This is a genomic window from Bradyrhizobium liaoningense (genome assembly GCF_018130825.1).
In the GTDB taxonomy this organism is placed as follows: Bacteria; Pseudomonadota; Alphaproteobacteria; order Rhizobiales; family Xanthobacteraceae; genus Bradyrhizobium; species Bradyrhizobium liaoningense_B.
On the sequence record NZ_JAFCJS010000007.1, the window covers coordinates 87,136 to 109,602 of the forward strand.

Below are 22,467 nucleotides of genomic sequence, written 5' to 3' on the forward strand. Positions count from 1 at the left end.
GAACGAGAGAGCAAAGTATATAGCCGTCCACAAGAGTGCATTTTCGGCATTCGTCATGGCGTCCTCCCTGGCATCAGAAATCGATTGCCGGGAAGGATAAGGGCAGCCGCGACGGCGCGATTTGCGCAGGATCAATGTTGCCGCGCTGCGGCGAAAATGACCGGAGCGGCTACAGCCGAAATTCGTTGGTGAGCTCGCCGATGCCGTCGATCGCGACGGTGACCGTATTCACCGGCTCCTTCATCACCCCGACGCCGACCGAGGTGCCGACGGCGATGAGGTCGCCGGGGAGCAGGGTCATGTCGTGGGAAATCCTGCTCACCAGCTCCTGCGCGGTGAAGATCATGTCCGAGATCGGATAGTTCTGCCGCTCGGCGCCGTTGAGGATGGTGCGGACCACGAGCTTCGCCGGATCGAGGCCGGTCGCGATCACTGGCCCGAACGGACCGTAATCGTCGATGCCCTTGGCACGCGCCCATTGCGGGAAAGTCGGGTCGCTGGTCAGGATGTCGTTGGCGGTGATGTCGTTGACGCAGGTGTAGCCGAAGATGAAGCCGTCGGCTTCCGCAGGCGCCACGCGGGAGCAGGTCTTGCCGATGACGATGCCGAGCTCGCCCTCATAGGTGGTCTTGCCGTCGTAATAGGAGGGGCGGCGGATCACGGCGCCCGGCGTGGTGATGCTGGTGGTGGCCTTGAGCAGATAGAGCGGCTCCGGCGGCTCGGGCTGGTTGAGTTTTGCGGCAAGCGCGTGAAAGTTATTCCAGAGCGCGACGATCTTGCTGGGGGCGCAGGGCGCGAGCAGCTCGACTTCCGACGGCGCGAGTGTCCTGCCGGTGCTGGCATTGCGGCCGAACATCTCGCCCTCATGCACGCTGATGCCTGAGGATGTCAGCGTGCCGAAGCCGGTCGCGCCGCCATGCCGAAAACGGAGCCAGTGCTTGATCTCGCCCGCCATCACGCCACCGCCAGTGCGCGGGGATCAGCCGGCGCCGAGACGCCGTCATAGAGCCCGGCGATGCGGGCGCGCTGGGTCACCATCGCCAGCACCGAATCCAGTGCGGGCGTTGCGATACCGGTGAGGCGGCCCATCTCCTGTACCACGGTGACGAGCGGATCGATCTCCATTGGGCGGCCGCGCTCGAGATCCTGCAGCATCGAGGTCTTGTGCGCGCCGACCTTGCGGGCGCCCTCGATGCGGCGCTCGACGTCGACGCGGAATTTGACGCCGAAGGTCTCGGCGATGGCTTGCGTCTCCACCATGATCGCGCGCGACAGCGAGCGCGTGGCGGGATCGGTGCAGATCACGTCCAGCGTGGCATGGGTCAGCGCACTGATCGGGTTGAAGCAGACGTTGCCCCAGAGCTTCAGCCAGATCTCGTCGCGGATGCGATCGAGCACCGGGGCCTTCAGGCCCGCGGCGACGAACAGGTCGGCGAGGCGCTGTACGTCGGAGGTGATCTCGCCGGAGGGCTCGCCGAGCGGAAAATTGTTGCCGTAGACGTGGCGGATCACGCCGGGTGCCTCGATCTCGGTGGCGGGATAGACGATGCAGCCGATGGCGCGCTCGGCCCCGATCTCGCGCCATTGCCGACCCCCGGGGTCGATGCTCTCCAGCGTGGAGTTCTCGTATTGGCCGCCATGCTTGTAGAAATACCAATAGGGGATGCCGTTGACGGCGGTGACGATGCGGGTGTGCGGCCCGAGCAGCGGCTGCATCTTCTCGATCACGCCGGTGATCGAATGCGCCTTCAGCGTAATGATGATGTAGTCCTGCACGCCCAGCTCGGTGGGATCGTCAGTGCAGCGCGGATGCACGGTGTGCGTCTCCTCGCCGGCGAGCAGCGTCAGGCCGCGCTCGCGCATGGCGGCAAGATGCGCGCCGCGTGCGACCAGGCTGACGTCGGCGCCCGCACGTGCGAGCTGAACCCCGAGATATCCGCCGATCGCGCCGGCGCCGTAGATGCAGATTTTCATGAATTCTTCGCGAGCAGAGACCGGATTTTGGGACGAAAGATCCGGTCCGGCTCGGAAGGATCCGAGCCGGGGCCGGTAGTCGCAGGGGAAGTGTTGCCGCTGTAGTTTAGTGTTTGAGCATGATCTCGTCGGAAAACCGCTTACGCACTTTGCGCTAGCGCGGCCCTCCGGGTCCGGATCATGCTCTAGGCTGCCGCTTGCGGCGTGCCGTTGATGGCCTCGTCAACGGCAGCGGCGATGTCGCGCATGCTGATGACGGAGACGAGGCTGTAATCGTCGATGACCGGCAGGTGGCGGATGTGATGCCGGTTCATCAGGTGGCGGACGTGCTCGATCGTGTCCGAGGAGGTGCAGGACACCAGCTGCTGCACCGACACGAGCTGCGAGACCTTGACGTTGATGGCATTGGCGCCGTGCTCGGCGACGGCGCGCACCACGTCGCGCTCGGTGAACATGCCGACCGCGGTGTTGCCCTCGGAGCGGACCACGTCCTTGACCACCAGCGCGCTGATATTGTTGGCGCGCATCAGCTTGGCGGCGATACCCACCGTTTCGTTCATTCGCACCGTGACAACGCGCGGCGTCTTCTTGCGCAGAATGTCTCCGACCAGCATTGCGACCTCCCTGGGTGAATGACAGGAGGAAGTGTGGTATACATAATGCCAATCGTCAAGCGCTGGATTTGGCTGATCCGAAAAATCTTGCGGCAGCAATACTGACGTTTGTCGTCAGGCCAAAAAGAAAGGGGCGCATCGCTGCGCCCCTTTTGAAAGCTGTCGTGTGTGGTGGCTTACGCCGTCTCGGTCTTGGCGTTGCCCGTTGCGGTGTCGGCGCTCTCGGCTTCCTTGCCGAGGATGAAGGAGCGGCGCAGCGGCTTGATCACGAACAGCGCCATCAGCGCCGCCGTTGCGTTCAGCGCCACCGCCACCACGAACACCGCCTTCCAGCCATAGGTCGCCGAGATCACGCTGGCGAGCGGAACGAGCAGGGAGGCGGTGCCCTTTGCGGTGTAGAGCATGCCGTTGTTGGTCGTTGCGAACTTCGAGCCGAAGGTGTCGCCGCAGGTCGCGGGGAACAGCGAGTAGATCTCGCCGAACACGCCGAAATACACCGCGGTCGCGAGCACGAAGACAACAGGATTTTGGCCATAGGCCGACAGCGCCAGGAGCATCAGCGCAGCGGTGCCGAAGGCGATGAACATGGTGTGCTCGCGGCCGATCGTGTCGGAGACCCAGCCGAAGAAGGGCCGTCCGAAGCCGTCGAAGATGCGGTCGAGCGAGATCGCGAAGGTCAGCGCCGCCATCTGGAAGCCGGCCAGCGTCACCGGCGTGTCGGCGATCTTGTAGTCGTGCGCGATCGGGCCGATCTGTGCCGCAGTCATCAGGCCGCCGGAGGCGACCATGACGAAGACGAGGTACATCACCCAGAAAATAGGGCTGCGCAGCACTTGCGGCGGAGTGAAGTCGATCTTGGTCTGCGGCAAATTGAGCTGCTTCTTCTTCGGCGGAATCGAGATCCGCGGCGGCTGGATGAAGAAGGCGAGCACGAACACGATCACGCCCTGGCCGATGCCGAAGGTGAGGAATGCCTGCTGATAGCCGCTCGACGCGATCATGGTCGCGATCGGGACGATGGTGAGCGCGGCGCCCGCGCCGAAGCCCGCGGCGGTCGCGCCGGCGGCGAGGCCGCGGCGGTCGGGAAACCACTTCAGCGCGTTGCCGACGCAGGTGCCGTACACGGCGCCGGCGCCCATGCCGCCGACGATCGCGGCCGCGTAGAGCAGGGTGAGCGAGTCGGCGTAGGAGTTGAGCACCCAGGACAGCGCGATCATCACGCCGCCGAACATGATGACGATGCGCGGGCCGTATTTGTCGACGAACCAGGCCTCGACCGGCACCAGCCAGGTCTCGGTGACGACGAAGATGGTGAAGGCGAGCTGGATCGCGGCGCGTCCCCAATGGTGCGCGGCATCGATCGGATCGACGAACAGCGTCCAGCCGTATTGCAGGTTGGCGATCATCGCCATGCAGACGATGCCCATGGCGAGCTGGAGCCAACGGAAACCGGTGCGAAGAGGCGCGGCCGTGACGGCGCCGTCCGTGCTGGAAATCATCAAGAACCTCCCAACGCGCCTGTCTGGTCGCGCATCAGTTTGCCAAGATGACCTGATGTCGCAAATGTTGTGGCTTATCGTCGCAAGCGCGGCGGGGAGATTGGTATACCATATTCCAGAACGCAAGCCCTATCTCGCGCGACTCGTCACAAAATCTGCGGTTCCATTCGGCTGGCGGAGGCGGCAACAATTTCGCGCAAAACGAAAACGCCCGGCCGTGAGGCCGGGCGTCCTGCTCGAGGTGAGCAATTGTTGAAGCGCGTCAGAGCGTGGATTTGGCAACCACGATCTTGCGCCAGGGTTTCAGCACCGCGATCGCCAGCAGCGAAGCCAGGATGTTGGCGCCGGCCGCGATGATGAACACGCTGTCCCAGGTACCCGACGACTGCTGCATCAGGTTTGCGACCGGGACGAGCAGCGCGGCGGTGCCCTTGGCGGTGTAGAGCAGGCCGGCATTGGTGGTCGCGAACTTGGCGCCGAATGTGTCGGTGCAGGTCGAGGGGAACAGCGAGTAGATCTCACCCCAGGCGAAGAACACGAAGCCCGAGAGCAGCACGAACCAGACCGGATCGTGGCCCCAGAGATAGAGCATCCAGATGCCGAACCCTTCCATGCCGAAGGCGATGAACATCGTGTTCTCGCGGCCGATATTGTCGGAGATCCAGCCGAAGAACGGACGCGTCAGGCCGTTGAGCACGCGGTCGATGGTCGCTGCGAAGGTCACCGCGGTCATCGTCACCGCCATCAGCGTCACCGGCACGCTGTCGACCTTCCAGTCGACCGCGATCGGCTTCAGGTTCGCGGTGACCATCAGTCCACCCGCGCCGACGATCACGAACATGAAGTACATCAGCCAGAAGATCGGCTGGCGCAGCACTTCGGTCGGCTGATAGTTGCGCCGGGTCTGGATGATATTGGCATTCGCCACCACGCTCGGCACCTGGCCCGCTTTCGGTGCGAGCAGGAAGAAGGCGAGGATGCAGATGATGATGCCTTGTCCGAGGCCGAAATAGAGGAAGGTGGTCTGGAAGCCACTGTCCTTGATCATGGCCTGGATCGGCGCGACGGTGAGCGCGGAGCCTGCACCGAAGCCTGCCGCCGTGATGCCCGCGGCGAGACCGCGCTTGTCCGGAAACCACTTCAGCGCGTTGCCGACGCAGGTGCCGTAGACGCCGCCGGCGCCGATGCCCGCGATGATCATGCCGAGATAATAGCCGTTGAGCGAGGTGGCCTGTGCGTTGATCGCCCAGCCGATGGCGCAGAGCACGCCGCCGACGAGAACCACGATGCGCGGACCGTATTTGTCGACGAACCATCCTTCGACCGGCACGAGCCAGGTCTCGAACAGCACGAACAGCGTGAACGCCCACTGGATCGAAGCGCGATCCCAGCCGAACTTTTTCTGGATGTCGGGGACGAAGAACGTCCAGCCATATTGATAGTTGGCGATCATCACCATCGCCGCCACACCGATCGCCAATTGAGCCCAGCGATAGGCATCGCTTACGCGTGCGGCACTAGGAGCCGCAGCCGACTGCACCATGTCCGTCATAAAAAACCCTCCCGAACGCGCCGATCATTTTTATGCATGCGCTGCTCGCATCCTGGTATGCATTATGCCAAGATTCAAGCGAGGGACTGAGGGTGCGGCGAAATATCGCGGGATCAGTTCACATGCGCTTTGGCTGCGGAATTGTAAAGCCCCAATCGTTGCAGCATGCAGCGGCCGTAGCGGTCGCATGCACGCAAAGGCTTGAATTTGTGAGAGATCTCGGCTGTCGCGACGAGGCACAAGCAGGCTGTGGGAAGTCGATTTACTCGCGTGCGCACGTCGACATGCGCAGTTCCTCTTGCATGAATGGCGTCGTCAGATGACCGCACGATTCCTGGAATTCTTTATTCCAGAAGTCCGGGGTGCGGCGGATTTGACGCGACCTGCGGCGCATTGCGCCGGACGCGCGTCACGCCATCGACATGCGCAGCCGGCTGTAGCCCTCCTGGATCGCGGACCAGAACAGGGCGACCAGGCCGAGCGCCATGATCGTGCTGACGAGGCCGTTGGAGAAGAACACGCCGAGCGACCCCTGCGATCCCAGCAGCGATTGCCGGAAGGCTTCCTCCGCCTTGTCGCCGAGCACGATGGCGAGCACCAGCGGCGCGAGCGGATAGTTGCACTTCTTCAGGAGATAGCCGAGCACGCCGAACACCAGCATCAGCATCACGTCGAAGGTGCTGTTGTGCACCGAGTAGGCGCCGATCGCGCAGAGCACCAGGATCAGCGGGGCGATGATGCCGAAGGGCACGCGCAGGATCGCGGCGAAGATCGGCACGCAGGTGAGCACGACGATGAGGCCGGCGAGATTGCCGAGATACATCGACGCGATCAGGCCCCAGACGAATTCCTTCTGTTCGACGAACAGCATCGGGCCCGGCTGCAGGCCCCAGATCAGCAATCCGCCGAGCAGCACGGCAGCCGTCGGCGAGCCGGGCACGCCAAGCGACAGCATCGGCAGCAGCGCCGAGGTGCCTGCGGCATGCGCGGCCGTCTCCGGCGCGATCACGCCTTCGATCTCGCCCTTGCCGAAATTGTTGCCGCGCCGCGCCAGCCGCTTGGCGATGCCGTAGCTCATGAAGGACGCCGGCGTTGCGCCGGCGGGCGTGACGCCCATCCAGCAGCCGATCAGGCAGGAGCGCAGCGAGGTCATCCAGTAGGCGGGCAGCTCGCGCCAGGTCTGAAGCACGACGCGGAGGTTGATGCTTGCATTGCCGCCGCGGAACGCCAGCCCTTCCTCCATGGTCAGCAGGATCTCGCCGATCCCGAACAGGCCGATCACGGCGATCAGGAAGTCGAAGCCGTTGAGCAACTCGGTCACCCCGAAGGTCAGCCGCAACTGTCCCGTGATGGAATCCAGCCCGACCGCTGCAAGCGCAAAGCCCATCATCATGGCCGCGATGGTCTTGAACGGCGGCTCCTTGCTGAGGCCGACGAAGCTGCAGAACGCGAGGAAGTAAACCGCGAACTTTTCCGCCGGGCCAAATCGTAGCGCAAAGTCCGCGACCAGGGGCGCGACGAGGGTGATCATGATGACGGCGAACAGCGCGCCCACGAAGGAGGAGGTGAAGGCCGCTGTCAGGGCTTCGCCGGGTCTGCCCTGCTGCGCCATCGGATAGCCGTCGAAGGTGGTTGCCACCGACCATGGCTCGCCGGGGATGTTGAACAGGATCGAGGTGATGGCGCCGCCGAACAACGCGCCCCAATAGATGCAGGACAGCATGATGATCGCCGATGTCGGCGGCATGCTGAAGGTGAGGGGCAGCAGGATCGCCACGCCATTGGCACCGCCAAGCCCCGGCAGCACGCCGATGATGACCCCGAGCGTGATGCCGATGATCATCAGCATGATGTTGTAGGGCTGCAGGGCGACCGCGAAGCCGTGAAACAGATTGGCCAACTCTTCCATATCAACACGTCCTGCAGCAGCAATTGAATGAATGCGTAGCTCTTACAGACCGAGCCACTCCTCGAGCGGCCCCTTGGGAAGCGGGACCAGGAACCAGCGCTCGAACACGAGATAGGTCACAACCGGCATGCCGACCGCCACCGCGGCGACCGTCAGCCAGCGATAGCCGCCGAGCCAGCGCATGAACCAGGCGATGAACACCATCGAGGCGACGTAGAGGCCGACGAACGGCATCGAGCCGACATAGATGCCGGTGGGCACGACGACGCTCATGACCTGGCGAAGCTGGCCCCATTCCGCGAACAGCCGGCCGTCATCGCCGCGTTGCGCATTCCAGAGGTTGATGGCGCTCGCGCCGACGATCGCGGCGCCGACGTAGAAGGGGAAGAAGCCGGCACGCGGGCCTTCCGCGCCCCAGTTGATGCCGGCTTTCAGGCTTCCGAAGATCACCACCAGCCCGAAGGCGCCGATCAGCAGCGCCATGCCGATTTCCAAGGTCTTGTGTGCCGGGCCGGATTCGGAGCCGGATCGTTCAGTCATGGGACCTCCATGCGGAATCGCAAGTCTTCTGCGGTCGCGGCCGGCGGAAGGACGGCGAGCGTCCTTCGCCGTCGTCGATGTCGCGGCTCAATTCCCCGATGCGAGGAAGCCGGCTTCCTTCATCAGGCCCTCGTGGCGCTTCTCCTCCGCCTCGATCCACTTGGCGTAGTCGGCTCCGGCCAGGAAGGTCGTGTTGAAGGCGCCGCTCTTCATGAAGTCCTGCCACTCAGGCGTGGCGCGGACCTTCTTGAACAGCTCGACATAGTATTCGATCTGGTCCTTGGTGGCCTTGGGCGACATGAAGATGCCGCGCAGCATGAGATATTCCATCGCGAGGCCCTGGGACTTGCAGGTCGGAATATCCTTCCAGGCCTTGCCGTCGGCGATCGGCTCGTCATAGGCCATCGGCTGGGCATCGAAGACGCAGAGCGGGCGGAGCTTGCCGCCGCGCCATTGCGCGACCGCCTCGATCGGATTGTTGACGGTTGAATCGACGTGATTGCCGACGAGTTGGACCGCGACTTCGCCGCCGCCCTTGTAGGGGATGTAGGTGAATTTCGCGTCGATCACCTTCTCGATGCCGACCGTGATGATCTGGTCTTCCTGCTTCGAGCCGGTGCCGCCCATCTTGAACGAGCCGCTCGGAGCCTTCTTTGCAGCGTCGACGTAGTCCTTGACGCTGTTGTACGGCTTCTCGGCGTTGACCCAGAGCACGAATTCGTCGAGCGCCAGCATCGCGACCGGGGTGAGATCCTTCCAGTTGAACGGAATGCCCGTCGCCAGCGGCGTCGTGAACAGGTTCGACAGCGTGATGATGATCTTGTGCGGATTGCCCGACGACGTCTTCACGTCGAGAAAGCCTTCGCCGCCCGCGCCGCCGGCCTTGTTGATGACGACCAGCGGCTGCTTCATGAGATTGTGCTTGGTGACGATGCCCTGGATGGTGCGTGCCATCTGGTCGGCGCCGCCGCCGGTGCCCGCGGGCACGATGAACTCGACCGGACGAACCGGCTCCCAGGCAGCATGGCTTGCGCCGCTACTGACGCACGACATCGCGATTGCCGCCAAAGCGACATTCAGAACGAATGGCTTCATCTTGTTTCTCTCCCTGTCGAAACGCAGCCGCTCTCTGGCGGCTTGCGTCAGCCCATCTCATTCCAGATGCTTGGGGTCACCTTTTCGGTCGATCTCCCGTTGCAGTCCCAGCCAACACTTTATGAGCAGGGGACAGGGCCCGACATCCGCTCCTTTCGGCTAAGGCTCTGCCAGAATCCGGCGAGGATCACGGCAAGTGCGCTTCGCCCTCGGTCCTTCCTGTTCCCGTCCTGCACCTTCGATTGTGCAATCGTTCTTGGTTGCCGAATGGTATGCGAGATGCCAGCAGACAAACAATTGGACCAGCGGGTCAGGACGGCGGACCAATCGTCGCAGTTGTGTTCGCGAGGGGCTCAAAAACAAAATGGCCCCGCATGCGGGGCCATTTGATCGGACGTACGGTCCTCGAGACGTGTCCACCGGCGCGCCGTTCCGGCTGCGCGCGGAAAGCCTTCTCAGAGGCCGAAACGGGGCAGGTCGCCGTTGTGATTCGAGATCTCGGCGCTCGCCATCAGGAAGCGGTCGACCGCAGCCAGGAAACGGGTGAACAGCGAGCTAGAGGGGGCGAGGGCGACGGAGGCGGTCTTGGACATCGGAATTCCCTTTCTTGAGACGGTCAGTATTGCTGTCTCATTTCGAAGGGCAATCTATGTATACCAGATGCCAATGTCCATGCATGCCATTGCATAGCAGCATGCGATCTGCCGCATTGCAACATAATACTCCGTTAAAGCGGCGCTTCGGGCTTAAAATTGCCGACGGGACTACGCCGGGCGCGAGACTAGGCCCAAAACCCGTCGATTCCGGCCGGCCGGAGGACAGGGCCATCGTGCAAACGGGACACAAATCTAACCGCATTGCAGCATTTTTTGCCTTGGCAGCGCAGGTCAAAGCCGTTAGTGGTCTGCCCCCTTTTCCAGCCAACTGTCAGAGTGGTTCATGTCGAGCGCCTCGCCCGCCGTCTCGATCGGCATCGATTTTGGGACCAGCAATACGGTCGTAGCCCTTGCGGCGGACGACCGCCGGGTCGAGGCCATCCGCTTCGATCACGGCGGACAGCGCCATAGCACCTACGTTTCGGCGCTGTGCTTCTGGGAGGATCGGCCGGGTGCCGGCGCCCAGGCTGAAGGCGGCCCGTGGGCGATCGAGACGTTCCTCGAAGGACGCCATGTCTATCGCTTCCTCCAGTCGTTCAAGACCTTTGCCGCGAGCTCGAGCTTCCAGACCACGCAAGTGTTCCGGCAGCGCTTCAAGTTCGAGGACATCCTGGCGGCGTTCCTGCGGACATTGGCGCGGCATGGCGGCGAGAAGTTCGGCTTCGAGGCGGCCAACATCACGGTCGGCCGCCCGGTGCGCTTTGCCGGCGGCAATCCCGACGAGGCGCTGGCGATGCAGCGCTACCGGGCTGCGTTCGAGCGCTTAGGTGCCGGGCACGCCCGCTACGTCTATGAGCCCGTGGGCGCGGCGTTCTCCTTTGCCCGCAGGCTCGAGCGCGACGCCACCGTGCTGGTTGCGGATTTCGGCGGCGGCACCAGCGACTTCTCGGTGATGCGGTTTTCGCGCGCGGGCGGCACGCTTCGCGCCGAGCCGCTTGGACACGCCGGTATCGGCATTGCCGGCGACACGTTCGACTATCGCATCGTCGACCACGTCGTCTCGCCGCGGCTCGGCAAGGGCTCGAGCTTCCGCTCGTTCGACAAGGTGCTACCGGTCCCGAGCGGCCACTACACCAACCTCGCGCGCTGGCATCAGCTCGCGATGATGAAGAGCAACGGCGATCTGCGCGAGCTCCGCGAGCTTGCGCGCACCGCGCTGAAGCCGAAGCTGCTCGAGGATTTCATCACCATCGTCGACCTCGACCTCGGATTTTCGCTTTACCGCGCGGTGTCCGACGCCAAGGTCGCGCTGTCGGGGCAGGACCAGACCGACTTCCGCTTCAAGGGCGGCGGCGTCGACATCGGCGCGACCATCACCCGCAAGAATTTCGAATCCTGGATCGCCGACGATATCGCCCGGCTCGGCGCGACCGTCGACAAGGTGCTGGGCGAGGCCGGCATCACCGCGCGCGAGGTGGAGAAGGTGTTTTTGACCGGCGGCACGTCCTTCGTGCCCGCCGTGCGAAAGCTGTTCGCCGACCGCTTCGGCAACGAACGCTTGATGTCGGGCGACCAGTTCGAGTCGATCGCCTACGGCCTCGCTTTGATCGGACACAGTCCCGATCCGGACCGCTGGACCGCCAGCGGTGGGGTTGCGCCGAAGGCGGGCGCTTAGCCGCCCGCCTCCCTGCTCATTCTGATGCGCTACTGGTTGATCTCGGGCTCGACGAGTTTCGCCAGATTCCGCAGCGACTCCTGCCAGCCGAGGTAACAGGCCTCCGGCGGGATGACGTCGGGGATGCCGGCCTGCGTGATGTCGACCTCGGTGCCGACCGAGACCTTCTTCAGGATCACGGTGACCTGGATTTCGCCCGGCAGATTGGGATCGTCGAACCTGTCGGTGTAACGCAGGCGTTCGCCGGGGACGAGCTCGAGATATTCGCCGCCGAAGGAGTGGCTGTTGCCCGTCGTGAAATTCCGGAACGACATCTTGAAGGTGCCGCCGACCTTGGGCTCGAAATGATGCACCGTGCAGGTAAAGCCGTTCGGGGGCAGCCATTTCGCCATCGCATCCGCCTCTAGGAAGGCGCGATAGACCTTCTCCGGGCTGGTTGCGAGAACGCGGTGCAGGCGAACAGTGCTGGGCATGGTTGTTATCCTCAATGATTGATGGGCCCGATCTCGGCGTCTACAGCCCATTCATGTCTCTAGGACGACCGGGATGCCGCCGATCCGACACGATGGCTCGGATTTTCTTGCCGCCGCGCCGGCTAATTCGCTGCGACATCCTGCGGTGTCATCGTGAAGGCCAGCCGGTAGCGGCCGATGACCGGATTGTCGCAGACGCCGTACGGCTGAAGCGTCGACGGCGACAGCTGGTCGGCAACCGCGCGCTCGACTGCGTCTTCATCGTAACCGGACAGCAGCACGATCCAGTCGGCGGCGCCGTCCTTGCCGCGGATCTGCTGTTCGGTCGTGGGCGCGCTCGTCCTCGGCGTGTCCGTGAGGAGGAGGTGGGCGCCGGTCAGTCCCGGCTGCTGCGCCAATGCGCCGAGCGTCTCCGAGAGGTGCGTCTGCAACTCCGTCTCCCGTCCGACTTCCGGCGACAGCCTGATCGTCGCGAGCGAGGTCGCGACACCGCCGCCAAAGCTCGCCACGATCCGGCATTGGCTGCGGATCATGCCGAGATGATGCGGCATCATCCTGGTCGACCACGGTGTCGGCGCGTTGAGCCGGTCGAGATAGCCCCTCGATGTGAGAACCTCGTAATGCTCGAGTTCATAGAGCACGAAGAAGCCTTCGGCATCCGTCGTGCTGCTCCAGCGCGATCCGCGCCGGAAGCCGGGAATGCTCATCCGCTCCGGGAAATGTTCGTGGGAATGCCAGTCGCCGAACTCGGCGCGCTGCTCGGCGCGGACGCTCCACCACATCGCAACGGCGGCCTTGCCGAGCAGTGACATGCTGACCTCCAGTTTCGTGGCAGCTGCGGGACGCTTTCGTCAATCGCATGGTGACCCCTCCCGAACGACGAGCTTCGCTCAGTGGGAGCGCCTGATACGTTGCGGATCATATGACCCAGCCGACCCGGCTTGCCATAGCTGCCGATGCGCCGGGAATATTTAGCAATCAGATGTAGCAAGAGAACAGTGCAGCGCCATGATACCGGCGCGATGGGGATGAGGTTCCGGGAGTTTACGGAAAAGCGCTGCTCTTCCGTCTCCAACATCTCCGCTTCTGATCCGTCATCTCGATCTGTTGATCCATATCAAGCGCTTTTTCGGTTCCCGGAAAATGATGGCGGCTCATTTGAAGGGAGGAATTGCCATGAGCATTGCCCGATCCTTTCAGCTTGTCGCATTTTCACTGACCCTTGCGTTTTCAGCGCCAGCATTCGCACAACAAGCCGCGCCGGCTCCGGGCTCGCCCGCCGCGACCACCACCATTCCCGGCAATCAGCTGCCACCGCCACCGCCGCAGTTCGGCGGCAAGATCGAGCGCGATGCGCGTAATTCGACACCTTTCTGGCCCGCGCGCGTGGTGCCGCCCAAGGGCGCACCGAACGTGCTGCTCATCATCACCGACGATGCCGGCTACGGCGTGCCAAGCACGTTCGGCGGCGTCATTCCAACGCCTGCGCTCGACCGCATCGCACAAAGCGGATTGCGCTACACCAATTTCCATTCAACGGCGCTGTGCTCGCCGACGCGCGCGGCACTCATCACCGGACGCAACCATCACTCGGTGGGCTACGGCGTGATCGCCGAACAGGCCACCGGCTTCCCCGGCTACGATAGCATCATCACCAGGGACAAGGCCACGATCGGCCGGATCCTTTCCGACAACGGCTATCATACGGCCTGGTTCGGCAAGAACCACAACACGCCGGAATACCAGGCGAGCCAGGCCGGCCCGTTCGACCAGTGGCCGACCGGCATGGGCTTTGAATATTTCTATGGCTTCATGGGCGGCGATACCAATCAGTGGGAGCCTGGCAATCTCGTCCGCAATACCACGCCGATCTATCCCTATGAAGGAAAGCCCGGCTGGAACCTGGTGACGGCCATGGCCGACGAGGCCATCGACTACGTCAATCGCATGAACGCGCTATCGCCGGATACGCCGTTCTTCGTGAAATTCGCGCCCGGCGCAACCCATGCCCCGCATCACCCGACGCCGGAGTGGGTCAAGAAGATCGGCGACATGCACCTGTTCGATCAGGGCTGGAACAAGTTGCGCGACACGATCTTCGAAAACCAGAAGCGGCTCGGCGTCATTCCGCAGAATGCCAAGCTGACGCCGTGGCCAAAGGACCTGATCAAGGAATGGGATCAGCTTTCGGCCGACGAGAAGAAGCTGTTCATCCGCCAAGCTGAGGTGTTCGCGGCCTACGCCGCCTATGCCGACAACGAAATCGGCCGCGTGATCCAGTCCATCCAGGATATGGGCAAGCTCGACAACACGCTCATCATCTATATCGAGGGCGACAACGGGACGAGCGCGGAGGGGCAACCCAACGGCACGCCGAACGAAGTGGCGATGTTCAACCAGATCACCCCGTCGGTCGAGGACCAGCTCAAATATTTCTACGACGTCTGGGGCACCGACCGCACCTACAATCACATGTCGATCGGCTGGGCCTGGGCGTTCGACACGCCATTCTCCTGGACCAAGCAGATCGTCTCCCACTTCGGCGGGACGCGCCAGGGCATGGCGATCTCCTGGCCGGAAGTGATCAAGGACAAGGGTGGCATCCGCACCCAGTTCCACCACGTCATCGACGTCGTGCCGACCATTCTCGAGGCTGCGCAGATCAAGCAGCCGGACATCGTTGACGGCATCAAGCAAAGCCCGATCGAGGGTGTCAGCATGATGTACACGTTCGATGCCAAGAACACGAATGCGCCTTCGACGCACACGACGCAGTATTTCGAGATGTTTGCCGATCGCGCCATCTATAACGACGGCTGGATCGCCAGCACCAAGGTCTTGCGTCCGCCGTGGGTGACGATCGCGAAACTGCCGCGCCCGGGCGACTACCCCTGGGAGCTCTATGACCTGCGCAACGACTGGACGCAGGCCGAGGACGTCGCCGCCAGGAATCCGGACAAGCTGAAAGAGCTGCAGGCGCTGTTTTGGAAGGAGGCGGAAAAGTATCAGGTGCTGCCACTCGACTCGACGGTGGCCTCACGCATGATCACTCCGCGTCCGAGTCTCAGCGCCGGCCGCACAAGTTTTGCGTGGACGCGACCGATGACCGGCACGCCGAATGGTGACGCGCCGAGCCTGCTCAACTCCTCCTACAGCTTCAAGGTCGACGTCGACATTCCCGATGGCGGCGCCGAAGGTGTGCTGGTGACGCAAGGCGGCCGTTTCGGCGGCTATGGCCTCTATGTCCTGAAGAGCAAGCCTGTGTTCACCTGGAACCTCGTCGACCTCAAGCGCGTGCGCTGGGAGGGGCCGGAGCTCACACCGGGCAAGCACCTCATCGAGTTTGACTTCAAGTACGATGGTCTTGGAGCGGGCACCATGGTGTTCGGCAACTATACCGGCATCGGACAAGGCGGCACCGGGTCGCTCAAGGTCGACGGCAAGGTGGTGGCCACCGAGAAGATGGAGCACACGCTGCCGTTCATCCTGCAATGGGACGAGGCGTTCGACATCGGGTCCGACACCGGCACGCCGGTCGACGACAACGACTATCAGGCGCCGTTCGCCTTCACCGGCAAGATCAACAAGCTTGCGCTGGACATCGACCGACCCAAGCTGAGCCCGGACGACGTCAAGCGGCTGCAGGAGGCCGCCCGCGCCGCCGGTGATGGGCCATCTGCCGACGACGGACAAACTGCTTCGTCCGGGGCACAAGTGGGCACCGTTGGCCTGAGCCTTGTCGACAAGATCCAGGTCCGAATGGACAAGCGAGAAGGCTGTCGCAAGCAGGCCGAGGCGAAGGGCCTTGGTATGGTGGACCGCGTCAAGTTCGTTCAGGAGTGTGCCCGCCAATAGCTCGGCGCGAGACCGCGGGGAAGCCAATCGGCTTCCCGGCCAAATGCACGGGATGCGTGATCGGAGAAGCTCATGAAGAACGGTCGTTGGATCTTCATTTCAGCGCTTGCGCTGATCGACGTCTTGGCCGTCGGCCGCGCTGCAGCGCAGGGCGCGGCGGAGACGCTTCAGGGCATGCTTGCCGCACAAATCCGCTCGCAGGGGTTTACTTGCGACAAGCCGCTGGGCGCAACCAAGGATGCCGCGCGCTCGAGGGCCGATCATGGGGTCTGGGTGCTCAGATGCAGCAATGCGAGCTATCGGGTTAGCCGCTGGCCAGACATGCCCGCCAAGATCGAGCCGCTGCGGTGACGAAGCGCGCGGCGGTTCATGGCAGCGATCTTCACGTGTAAGCCAAACGACGGTTGAACGGCTGGAGCGGTAAGCAGACGTGGCACGAGGCTCGCGAAAGAACCGCAAGCGCGACAAGGTCCGTACGGCGCGAGCGCCTGAGCCAGATCATTCCTCACCGCAGTCACGGCCTGCCTCCGAGGGCACCACGAGGTGGTGGATCGCCGTCGCGAGCCTATTTGCCGCCGCGATCGCCGTCGGCCTGCTCTGGTTCGCGACGTCAAAGGCCCCGATCCAGCTTCCCGCAGCGGTCGAATTGGCCTTCGTCGGCAGCGAGTCCTGTGCCGGCTGCCACCAGGCAGAGGCGAAACTCTGGCGGACGTCGCAACACCGCCACGCCATGGATCATGCGACCGCACAATCCGTGCGCGGCGATTTCAACGACGCGACCTTCGACTACGCTGGCACCCGCTCGCGCTTCTTCCGGAAGAACGACAAGTTCATGGTCGAGACCGACGGGACCGATGGCAAGCTCGCGACCTTCGAGCTGAAATACACTTTCGGCATCGACCCGCTGCAGCAATATCTGATCGAATTCCCGGACGGTCGCATCCAGGCCCTGTCCATCGCCTGGGACACGCGGCCGAAAGAGCAGGGCGGTCAGCGCTGGTTTCATCTTTACCCGGACAGCGCGATCACCAGCAGCGATCCCCTGCACTGGACGAAACTGAACCAGAATTGGAATTTCATGTGTGCGGAGTGCCATTCGACTGATGTGCACAAGGGCTACGATGCCGACCGGGACAGGTTCGCGACCACCTTTTCCGAGATCAGCGTCGGCTGTGAGGCGTGCCACGGCGCGGGCTCGCGCCACGTCGCATGGGCACGCGGCAAACCGGCGGCGCGCGACGCCGATAACGGCCTGCTGGTCCGCTTCGACGAGCGCACCGGCATCACCTGGTCCGCCTCCGCGGGCACGTTGATGCCCGCACGCAGCGCGCCTGCGCCGGCCCTGCGCAAGGAAGTGGAGACCTGCGGGCGCTGCCACGCGCGCCGCGGGCAACTTTCGGAAGACTGGACACCGGGCCGACCGCTCTCTGACACCCACCGCGTATCGCTGCTCGACCGCCGGCGCTTTCATGCCGATGGCCAGATGCGCGACGACGAGGAGACCTACAATTACGCGCCGTTCAGGCAGAGCAGGATGTTCGCCAAGGGCGTCACCTGCAGCGACTGCCACGACCCGCACAGTGCAGCGTTGAGGGCGCCCGGCGATGGCGTGTGCGCCCAGTGCCATGCGCCGGCAAAGTTTGAATCCGTGGCGCACCGACATCACGCCGATGTCTCGCCGCAACCGAGCTGCGCGTCCTGCCACATGCCGGAACGCCGTTACATGGTCGTCGACCGCCGCCACGACCACGGCTTCCGGGTTCCGCGCCCCGATCTCTCGGTGCAGACGGGCGCACCGAATGCGTGCAACGACTGCCATCGCGACAAGCCGGCGGTCTGGGCAGCGCATCAGATCGAGGGCTGGTACGGGCCGGAGCGGCGCGGCCATCAGACCTATGCGCGGGCGTTTCAGGCTGCCTGGAGCGAGGCTGCCGACGCGCAAGCGCAGCTCGCCGCAATCGCTGGATCGGCTGACGTTCCCGGTATCGTCCGCGCCAGCGCGCTGGCGGAGCTTCCGGCGCCGATTCTCGATCCGATCCGGCAGGGGCTTTCCGATTCCGATCCGCTCGTGAGGCTCGGCGCGCTCGATCGGCTCGAAGGAGTGCCGGCCGATCAGCTCTGGCCGCTCGCTTCGCCGCATCTGGGCGATCCCGTGCGTGGTGTGCGCATTCGCGCCGCCGAACTTCTGGCCGTCATGCCCCCAGCACGCCAGCCAGCGGCCGATCGCGACAAGTTCATGCGGGCGGCTACCGAATTCTTTGTTGCGCAGAAGCTGAATGCTGATCGGCCGGATTCGCGAACGGCGCTCGGCGACTTCTTCCGGCGCCAGGCCAATCCCGGCGCGGCGGAGGCCGAATACCGCGCCGCCCTCAGGCTCGATCCCTCGTTTGCGGCGGCCGCCGTCAACCTGTCCGACCTGTATCGGCAGCTCGGACGCGACAGTGACGGGGAGAAAATCCTGCGTGAAGCGATCTCCACGTCGGCGCAGGACGCATCACTCCACTACGCGCTTGGTCTGACACTCGTGCGCCAGAAGCGCAGCGAGGAGGCCCTCGGCGAGCTGCATCGGGCTGCTTCTCTCGACCCCGGCCAAATGCGGTACGCCTACGTCTATGCTGTAGGACTGAACGGAATGGGTCGGCGCGACGATGCACTTTCCGTGCTGAGCCAGAGCCTGCGCGGACATCCGAACAATCTGGAGCTGCTTTCAGCCGCTTTGAACTTCAGCAGGGAAAAGGGAGACATCGCGGCGGCGCTTGGTTACGCCGAGCGACTGTCGCTCCTCCGGCCCGACGATCCACGATTGGCGAACCTCATCAGAGAGCTCAAGCGATAGCCGGCTCAGGAAGCGAGCCGCCCGTGCTGGCGGGCTTTCGCCAAAGGGCACGAAGCGCTCCGGCGCGTGTTTCTGATGATGACATCATGCCCCTGCTTTGCCCGACGGGGCAGCTGCCGTGCATGGGGTTGTTTTCCCGGTTTTCGTTTGAGCCCTTGCGACTGCACGCCTGCAGCATCCGCGCAATTTGCGAGCATGTGGGCCGATATACTTCGAAACATTTGAGCCGGATTTTTGCCTCCGGTCTCGGCGATGAGTCAGTCGTCGGTCGCGTCTTGCGACGTGGCCGCGCTACGAATCCATCGCATCAGGGGAAATTGCGACATGAAGCAGACGACGCTGCGTTACCGGGCCTTGCGCCGGGTCCGCAGCCTGCCAGCGGAGGCCGCCTCGAGATTGGTCGGAATGCCAGCCATCAGTCGGGAATTGAACAAGGCCTACGAAAGGGCGCGCGCATCTCACAGGCCGCGCCTGCCCAGGCTCTCGCCGCCCGACATGGACATCGTCGCCGGGCTGGAGAAGAACGGCGTCTACATCACCTCGCTCGACGAGCTGGATCTGCCCGGCACGGACGCGCTCTGGGCATCGGCAACCGGTCTCGCGGACGCCTATTCGCTGCGTGCCAGAACGGGCGAGTTTGCCGGTGACTATACCGTGCAGGTCGGCGCCGAGGACCTGATGCGTCATCCGCATATCGTCCGCTGGCCCCTCAACGATCGCATCCTCAACATCGTCGAGACCTATCTCGGCCTGCCTGCAGCTTATGACACGGTGAATCTCTTCTATACCCAGGCCGACGGCCGGCAGGTCGCGGCCCGCAGATGGCATCGCGATGTCGAGGATCGGCGGATGGTCAGGGTGATCGTCTACCTGCACGATGTCGATGAGGATACCGGCCCGCTTGAAATCCTGCACCGCTCCTTTCCCGGCAGCGACGTGCTCGACGGCGCCAACTTTCCGGTCCTGACGCAGGAAATGCTGGAGGAGAGACTGGGCTCGAGGCTGGATGCCAGCGACGTGACGACCTGCACCGGCGTGGCCGGCACCGTGATCTTCGCCGATGTCGCAAGCCACTACCATCGCGGCCGTCCGGCGGTCGCACGCGACCGTTGTGCGCTCTTCTACAAGTTCTTCTCGCGCACGCCGCTTCGACCGTTCTTCTGCGAACGGCATGTGTTCTCGCGGCAGCAGCTTTCCGAGCTGGCGGCCGGCCAGACGGCCCGGGCGCGCGATTGCATGCTGTGGCACTCACGCGTGCCTCTGCTCGCGAGGATCGTCCCACGGGCGCGGTATTAGCCGGATCGAGGCCACAATTCCGCTATCGTTGCCCGCTCAACTCCTGCGCGAAATCAGGGGGCTCCGTTGCGCAGGACACTTTGGGCTTTTGCCGTCGGGCTTCTTTGTCTTGGCTCACCCGCCAAGGCCGCAGGCATTCAGCTTCTCGACTCTGGTCCGGCGCTGTCAGGTGCGATTTGGTATCCCTGTGCGGCGGAGCCGACGCATGTGGCGCTTGGCAGTCTTGCGGTGCCCACGGTCGATTGGCTGCCGGGAGCTAAAGACTGTCCCATTACGGGGACCAAACTGCCACTGGTCATCGTCTCTCATGGCAATAGTGGCTATTTCGCGCTTCACCTCGACATCATCGAAGCGCTGGCGAATGCCGGCTTCGTCGTCGCCGCGATCAACCATCCCGGCAACAACGCCAATGACATGTCGGGGCGCGGAATGTCTGTCTGGGCGTCGCGTCCGGCGCAGATGGTCCGCCTGCTCGATTTCATGCTGAACGAATGGAAGGACAGGGCCGCGATTGATCCGGCCAAAGTAGGTCTCTTTGGCTTTTCGTTGGGGGGGCTTCACAGGGCTGGTTCTGGTCGGCGGTCAACCCGATTTTCGCAGGCTTGTTTGTAAGCCGGAGAGCAAGTCTGCGGTCTGCGACGAGTTGCGCTCCGGCGAGTTTCCTCCCGATCCACCGCATGATGCGCGGATCAAGGCCGCTGTAATCGTGGACCCGGCCGTGGGTTTCGCATTCACCTCTGAGAATCTGGCGGGCATCAAAATCCCGCTGCTGGTCTGGCGGTCTGAACTCGGGGGCGGTGGCGTGGACGCAGCGAGCGTCGCACGCGTGATCAGCAACCTGCCGGGCAAACCCGAAGGGCACGTCGTGCGGGCCGGCCATTATGCATTTCTGCCGCCCTGCACCGCGGAGCTCGCAGCATTGAGGCCACAGGTTTGCACCGATCCCGAGGGCTTCGACAGGGCGGGCTTCCACCGCGAATTCAATGCGGCGGTGGTGAAGTATTTCCGTGAGCAACTCGCTGGCGGAGATCACTGAGCTTCGAGCCCGGGGAGGCGAGGATGAGACGATTTGGCTGTGCGATTGCATTGCTTGGGCTTCTGCTGTTGCCGGCTTCGGCCGATACGGCGCTGCCGGGGTTCGTTCGGCAAGATCGGCTGATACCCGTCAGTTTGAACGATGGCAGCGAGGTCAAGCTCGAGACCATGATCGTTCGCCCGGACCGGCCCGGGCGCTTTCCGTTGGTCCTGCTGGTTCACGGTACAAATCCTGCCGCGGGACAAGCGTTTCGCGCCGCTGCCGCGCGACAATCGCCGGCCGATCTCCTCAATGCTGCCGTCGCGTTTGCACAGCATGGTTATGCCGTCGCGTCGATCATGCGTCGGGGGTTCGGTCGTTCAGAGGGCCGGTTCGCCGAGAGTCTTTCTGAACCATGCGACGACCGGGACTATCTTGCCGTTGGCCGGATCGCGGCGGAGGACGTCACTGGCGCTGTCGTCATGCTCCGCGGCGAGCCCTGGGTCGAGTCTGATCAGGTCCTTCTGATGGGGCATTCGACTGGCGGCTTTGCTGTGACGGCTGCGGCGGCGGGCAATCCTGCCGGCGTCGTCGGTGTTCTGAACTTCGAGGGTGCGCACGGTTCTGTCCCGGGTCACACCTGCAGCCCGGATCATCTCGTGGCGGACGCGGGCATCTTTGGCCGCACTGCGCGAATTCCGGCGCTGTGGGTTTATTCGGAGAACGATTGCAGTGCTCCGCCGGCGTTGGGCCGTCGCATGTTCGATGCCTACGTCGCCTCCGGCGCGTCAGCGCAGTTGCAGGTTTTGCCGCCCTTCGGTGTCGATGGCCATGCCATGGTGTCGATGGGACCCGCCGACATCTGGTGGCCTGCCGTCGAGAGCTTCCTGAACCAGTTACGCCTGCCGACGTCGGTGCTTGTCGAGTTGCCTCCGCGCGCGTCCATTCCGGCGCCGATGCCGCTCAACGTGGCGTGCACCGACTATTTCGACGCTTACGTGAAGGCATGGACCGACGCCAAAGCCTATGCCTGGAATCGCGAAGGTCATTGTTCGTCGGTGACCACTCGAACAGTCGAGGAGGCGAAGAGCGAGGCGCTGCGCCAATGCGTCGCCGCATGGAAGGAATGCTCGCTCTACGCAGTCGGGCAGGGGCTGGCGCCTGGATAGATCTCTCGCGCAACTATATCCCAACTGCTTTGGTGCAATTCCGCGCGCTATTCGGTTGCGGAGATCGCCGGTGCTGTTGCGGCAGCCCTTTGCGCGGGACGCCTCGCGCCGTCTGCAACGCGCTTCTTCGGCTTCACCACGATCAATCCATCGCGGATCGCCTGCTTCCGCGCCAGCTTTTTCACGCGCCGCACCGCATCGGATGGGTCGCGTGTGCGGGATGCTTGCTAGTCTCACGCCCCAAAGCCGGAAATGTTCCACTGAAGCCGTGGCGCAATTAAATCTGGTCAAGCCTTGCTAATGCCCATGGTGAGGTATAGCTTGATTTTATTCGTTCAGCCGCTGTGCTTGTTGAATGCGCCTGCGGGC

General features: G+C 63.5%; 19 protein-coding genes. 8 read left to right on the top strand and 11 right to left on the bottom strand.

Annotation, left to right across the window (positions count from 1 at the left end):
- Positions 1 to 169 precede the first annotated feature (169 nt).
- From JQ603_RS27925 to JQ603_RS27965, 9 genes are all read right to left on the bottom strand, one after another.
- Positions 170 to 955 (bottom strand): fumarylacetoacetate hydrolase family protein, encoded by a 786-nt coding sequence (locus JQ603_RS27925; RefSeq protein ID WP_212344006.1) that lies wholly within the window; start codon positions 953 to 955, stop codon positions 170 to 172.
- A complete protein-coding gene (locus tag JQ603_RS27930) occupies positions 955 to 1,974 on the bottom strand; it encodes a 2-dehydropantoate 2-reductase (RefSeq protein ID WP_212344008.1) in 1,020 nt (339 codons plus the stop codon). The genes JQ603_RS27925 and JQ603_RS27930 overlap by 1 nt, the downstream gene beginning before the upstream one ends.
- Positions 1,975 to 2,159: 185 nt before the next feature.
- A complete protein-coding gene (locus JQ603_RS27935) occupies positions 2,160 to 2,588 on the bottom strand; it encodes a CBS domain-containing protein (RefSeq protein WP_212344010.1) in 429 nt (142 codons plus the stop codon).
- 176 nt (positions 2,589 to 2,764) lie between these two features.
- Positions 2,765 to 4,087: an oxalate/formate MFS antiporter gene (gene oxlT, locus JQ603_RS27940; protein ID WP_212344012.1), complete on the bottom strand. Its 1,323-nt coding sequence runs from the start codon at positions 4,085 to 4,087 to the stop codon at positions 2,765 to 2,767.
- Positions 4,088 to 4,349: 262 nt separating this feature from the next.
- Positions 4,350 to 5,639, bottom strand: a complete 1,290-nt coding sequence (gene oxlT, locus JQ603_RS27945; RefSeq protein ID WP_212344014.1) for an oxalate/formate MFS antiporter — start codon at positions 5,637 to 5,639, stop codon at positions 4,350 to 4,352.
- 409 nt (positions 5,640 to 6,048) lie between these two features.
- The gene (locus tag JQ603_RS27950; RefSeq protein WP_212344016.1) at positions 6,049 to 7,548 is read right to left on the bottom strand and encodes a tripartite tricarboxylate transporter permease; all 1,500 of its coding nucleotides are present in this window, start codon (positions 7,546 to 7,548) and stop codon (positions 6,049 to 6,051) included.
- A gap of 42 nt (positions 7,549 to 7,590) precedes the next feature.
- Entirely contained in the window at positions 7,591 to 8,088 is a 498-nt protein-coding gene (locus JQ603_RS27955; RefSeq protein ID WP_212344019.1) for a tripartite tricarboxylate transporter TctB family protein, read from the bottom strand.
- 87 nt (positions 8,089 to 8,175) lie between these two features.
- Positions 8,176 to 9,183 carry a Bug family tripartite tricarboxylate transporter substrate binding protein gene (locus JQ603_RS27960; RefSeq protein WP_212344020.1) on the bottom strand — a complete coding sequence of 336 codons (1,008 nt, stop codon included), beginning with the start codon at positions 9,181 to 9,183 and terminating at the stop codon, positions 8,176 to 8,178.
- Positions 9,184 to 9,638: 455 nt separating this feature from the next.
- Positions 9,639 to 9,776: a hypothetical protein gene (locus JQ603_RS27965; protein WP_212344022.1), complete on the bottom strand. Its 138-nt coding sequence runs from the start codon at positions 9,774 to 9,776 to the stop codon at positions 9,639 to 9,641.
- Between the two features lie 346 nt (positions 9,777 to 10,122).
- On the opposite strand from JQ603_RS27965, the gene JQ603_RS27970 reads away from it, so the two are divergent.
- Positions 10,123 to 11,454: an Hsp70 family protein gene (locus JQ603_RS27970; protein ID WP_212344024.1), complete on the top strand. Its 1,332-nt coding sequence runs from the start codon at positions 10,123 to 10,125 to the stop codon at positions 11,452 to 11,454.
- Positions 11,455 to 11,483: 29 nt separating this feature from the next.
- On the opposite strand, the gene JQ603_RS27975 is transcribed toward JQ603_RS27970, so the two are convergent.
- Positions 11,484 to 11,927 (bottom strand): SRPBCC family protein, encoded by a 444-nt coding sequence (locus JQ603_RS27975; RefSeq protein WP_212344025.1) that lies wholly within the window; start codon positions 11,925 to 11,927, stop codon positions 11,484 to 11,486.
- 122 nt (positions 11,928 to 12,049) lie between these two features.
- Entirely contained in the window at positions 12,050 to 12,739 is a 690-nt protein-coding gene (locus tag JQ603_RS27980; RefSeq protein ID WP_212344026.1) for a hypothetical protein, read from the bottom strand.
- A gap of 364 nt (positions 12,740 to 13,103) precedes the next feature.
- On the opposite strand from JQ603_RS27980, the gene JQ603_RS27985 reads away from it, so the two are divergent.
- From JQ603_RS27985 to JQ603_RS28010, 7 genes are all read left to right on the top strand, one after another.
- Complete coding sequence (locus JQ603_RS27985; protein ID WP_212344027.1) at positions 13,104 to 15,782, top strand: arylsulfatase; 2,679 nt, start codon at positions 13,104 to 13,106, stop codon at positions 15,780 to 15,782.
- Between the two features lie 72 nt (positions 15,783 to 15,854).
- Positions 15,855 to 16,133 carry a hypothetical protein gene (locus JQ603_RS27990; protein ID WP_212344028.1) on the top strand — a complete coding sequence of 93 codons (279 nt, stop codon included), beginning with the start codon at positions 15,855 to 15,857 and terminating at the stop codon, positions 16,131 to 16,133.
- 79 nt (positions 16,134 to 16,212) lie between these two features.
- Positions 16,213 to 18,618, top strand: a complete 2,406-nt coding sequence (locus JQ603_RS27995; RefSeq protein WP_212344029.1) for a cytochrome c3 family protein — start codon at positions 16,213 to 16,215, stop codon at positions 18,616 to 18,618.
- Positions 18,619 to 18,942: 324 nt separating this feature from the next.
- Positions 18,943 to 19,914, top strand: a complete 972-nt coding sequence (locus JQ603_RS28000; RefSeq protein ID WP_212344031.1) for a hypothetical protein — start codon at positions 18,943 to 18,945, stop codon at positions 19,912 to 19,914.
- Between the two features lie 66 nt (positions 19,915 to 19,980).
- Positions 19,981 to 20,526 (top strand): alpha/beta hydrolase family protein, encoded by a 546-nt coding sequence (locus JQ603_RS38150; RefSeq protein ID WP_245003904.1) that lies wholly within the window; start codon positions 19,981 to 19,983, stop codon positions 20,524 to 20,526.
- A gap of 106 nt (positions 20,527 to 20,632) precedes the next feature.
- Positions 20,633 to 20,950: a hypothetical protein gene (locus JQ603_RS38155; RefSeq protein ID WP_245003905.1), complete on the top strand. Its 318-nt coding sequence runs from the start codon at positions 20,633 to 20,635 to the stop codon at positions 20,948 to 20,950.
- A gap of 23 nt (positions 20,951 to 20,973) precedes the next feature.
- A complete protein-coding gene (locus JQ603_RS28010; protein ID WP_212344033.1) occupies positions 20,974 to 22,098 on the top strand; it encodes an alpha/beta hydrolase family protein in 1,125 nt (374 codons plus the stop codon).
- The last annotated feature ends 369 nt before the right edge of the window (positions 22,099 to 22,467 follow it).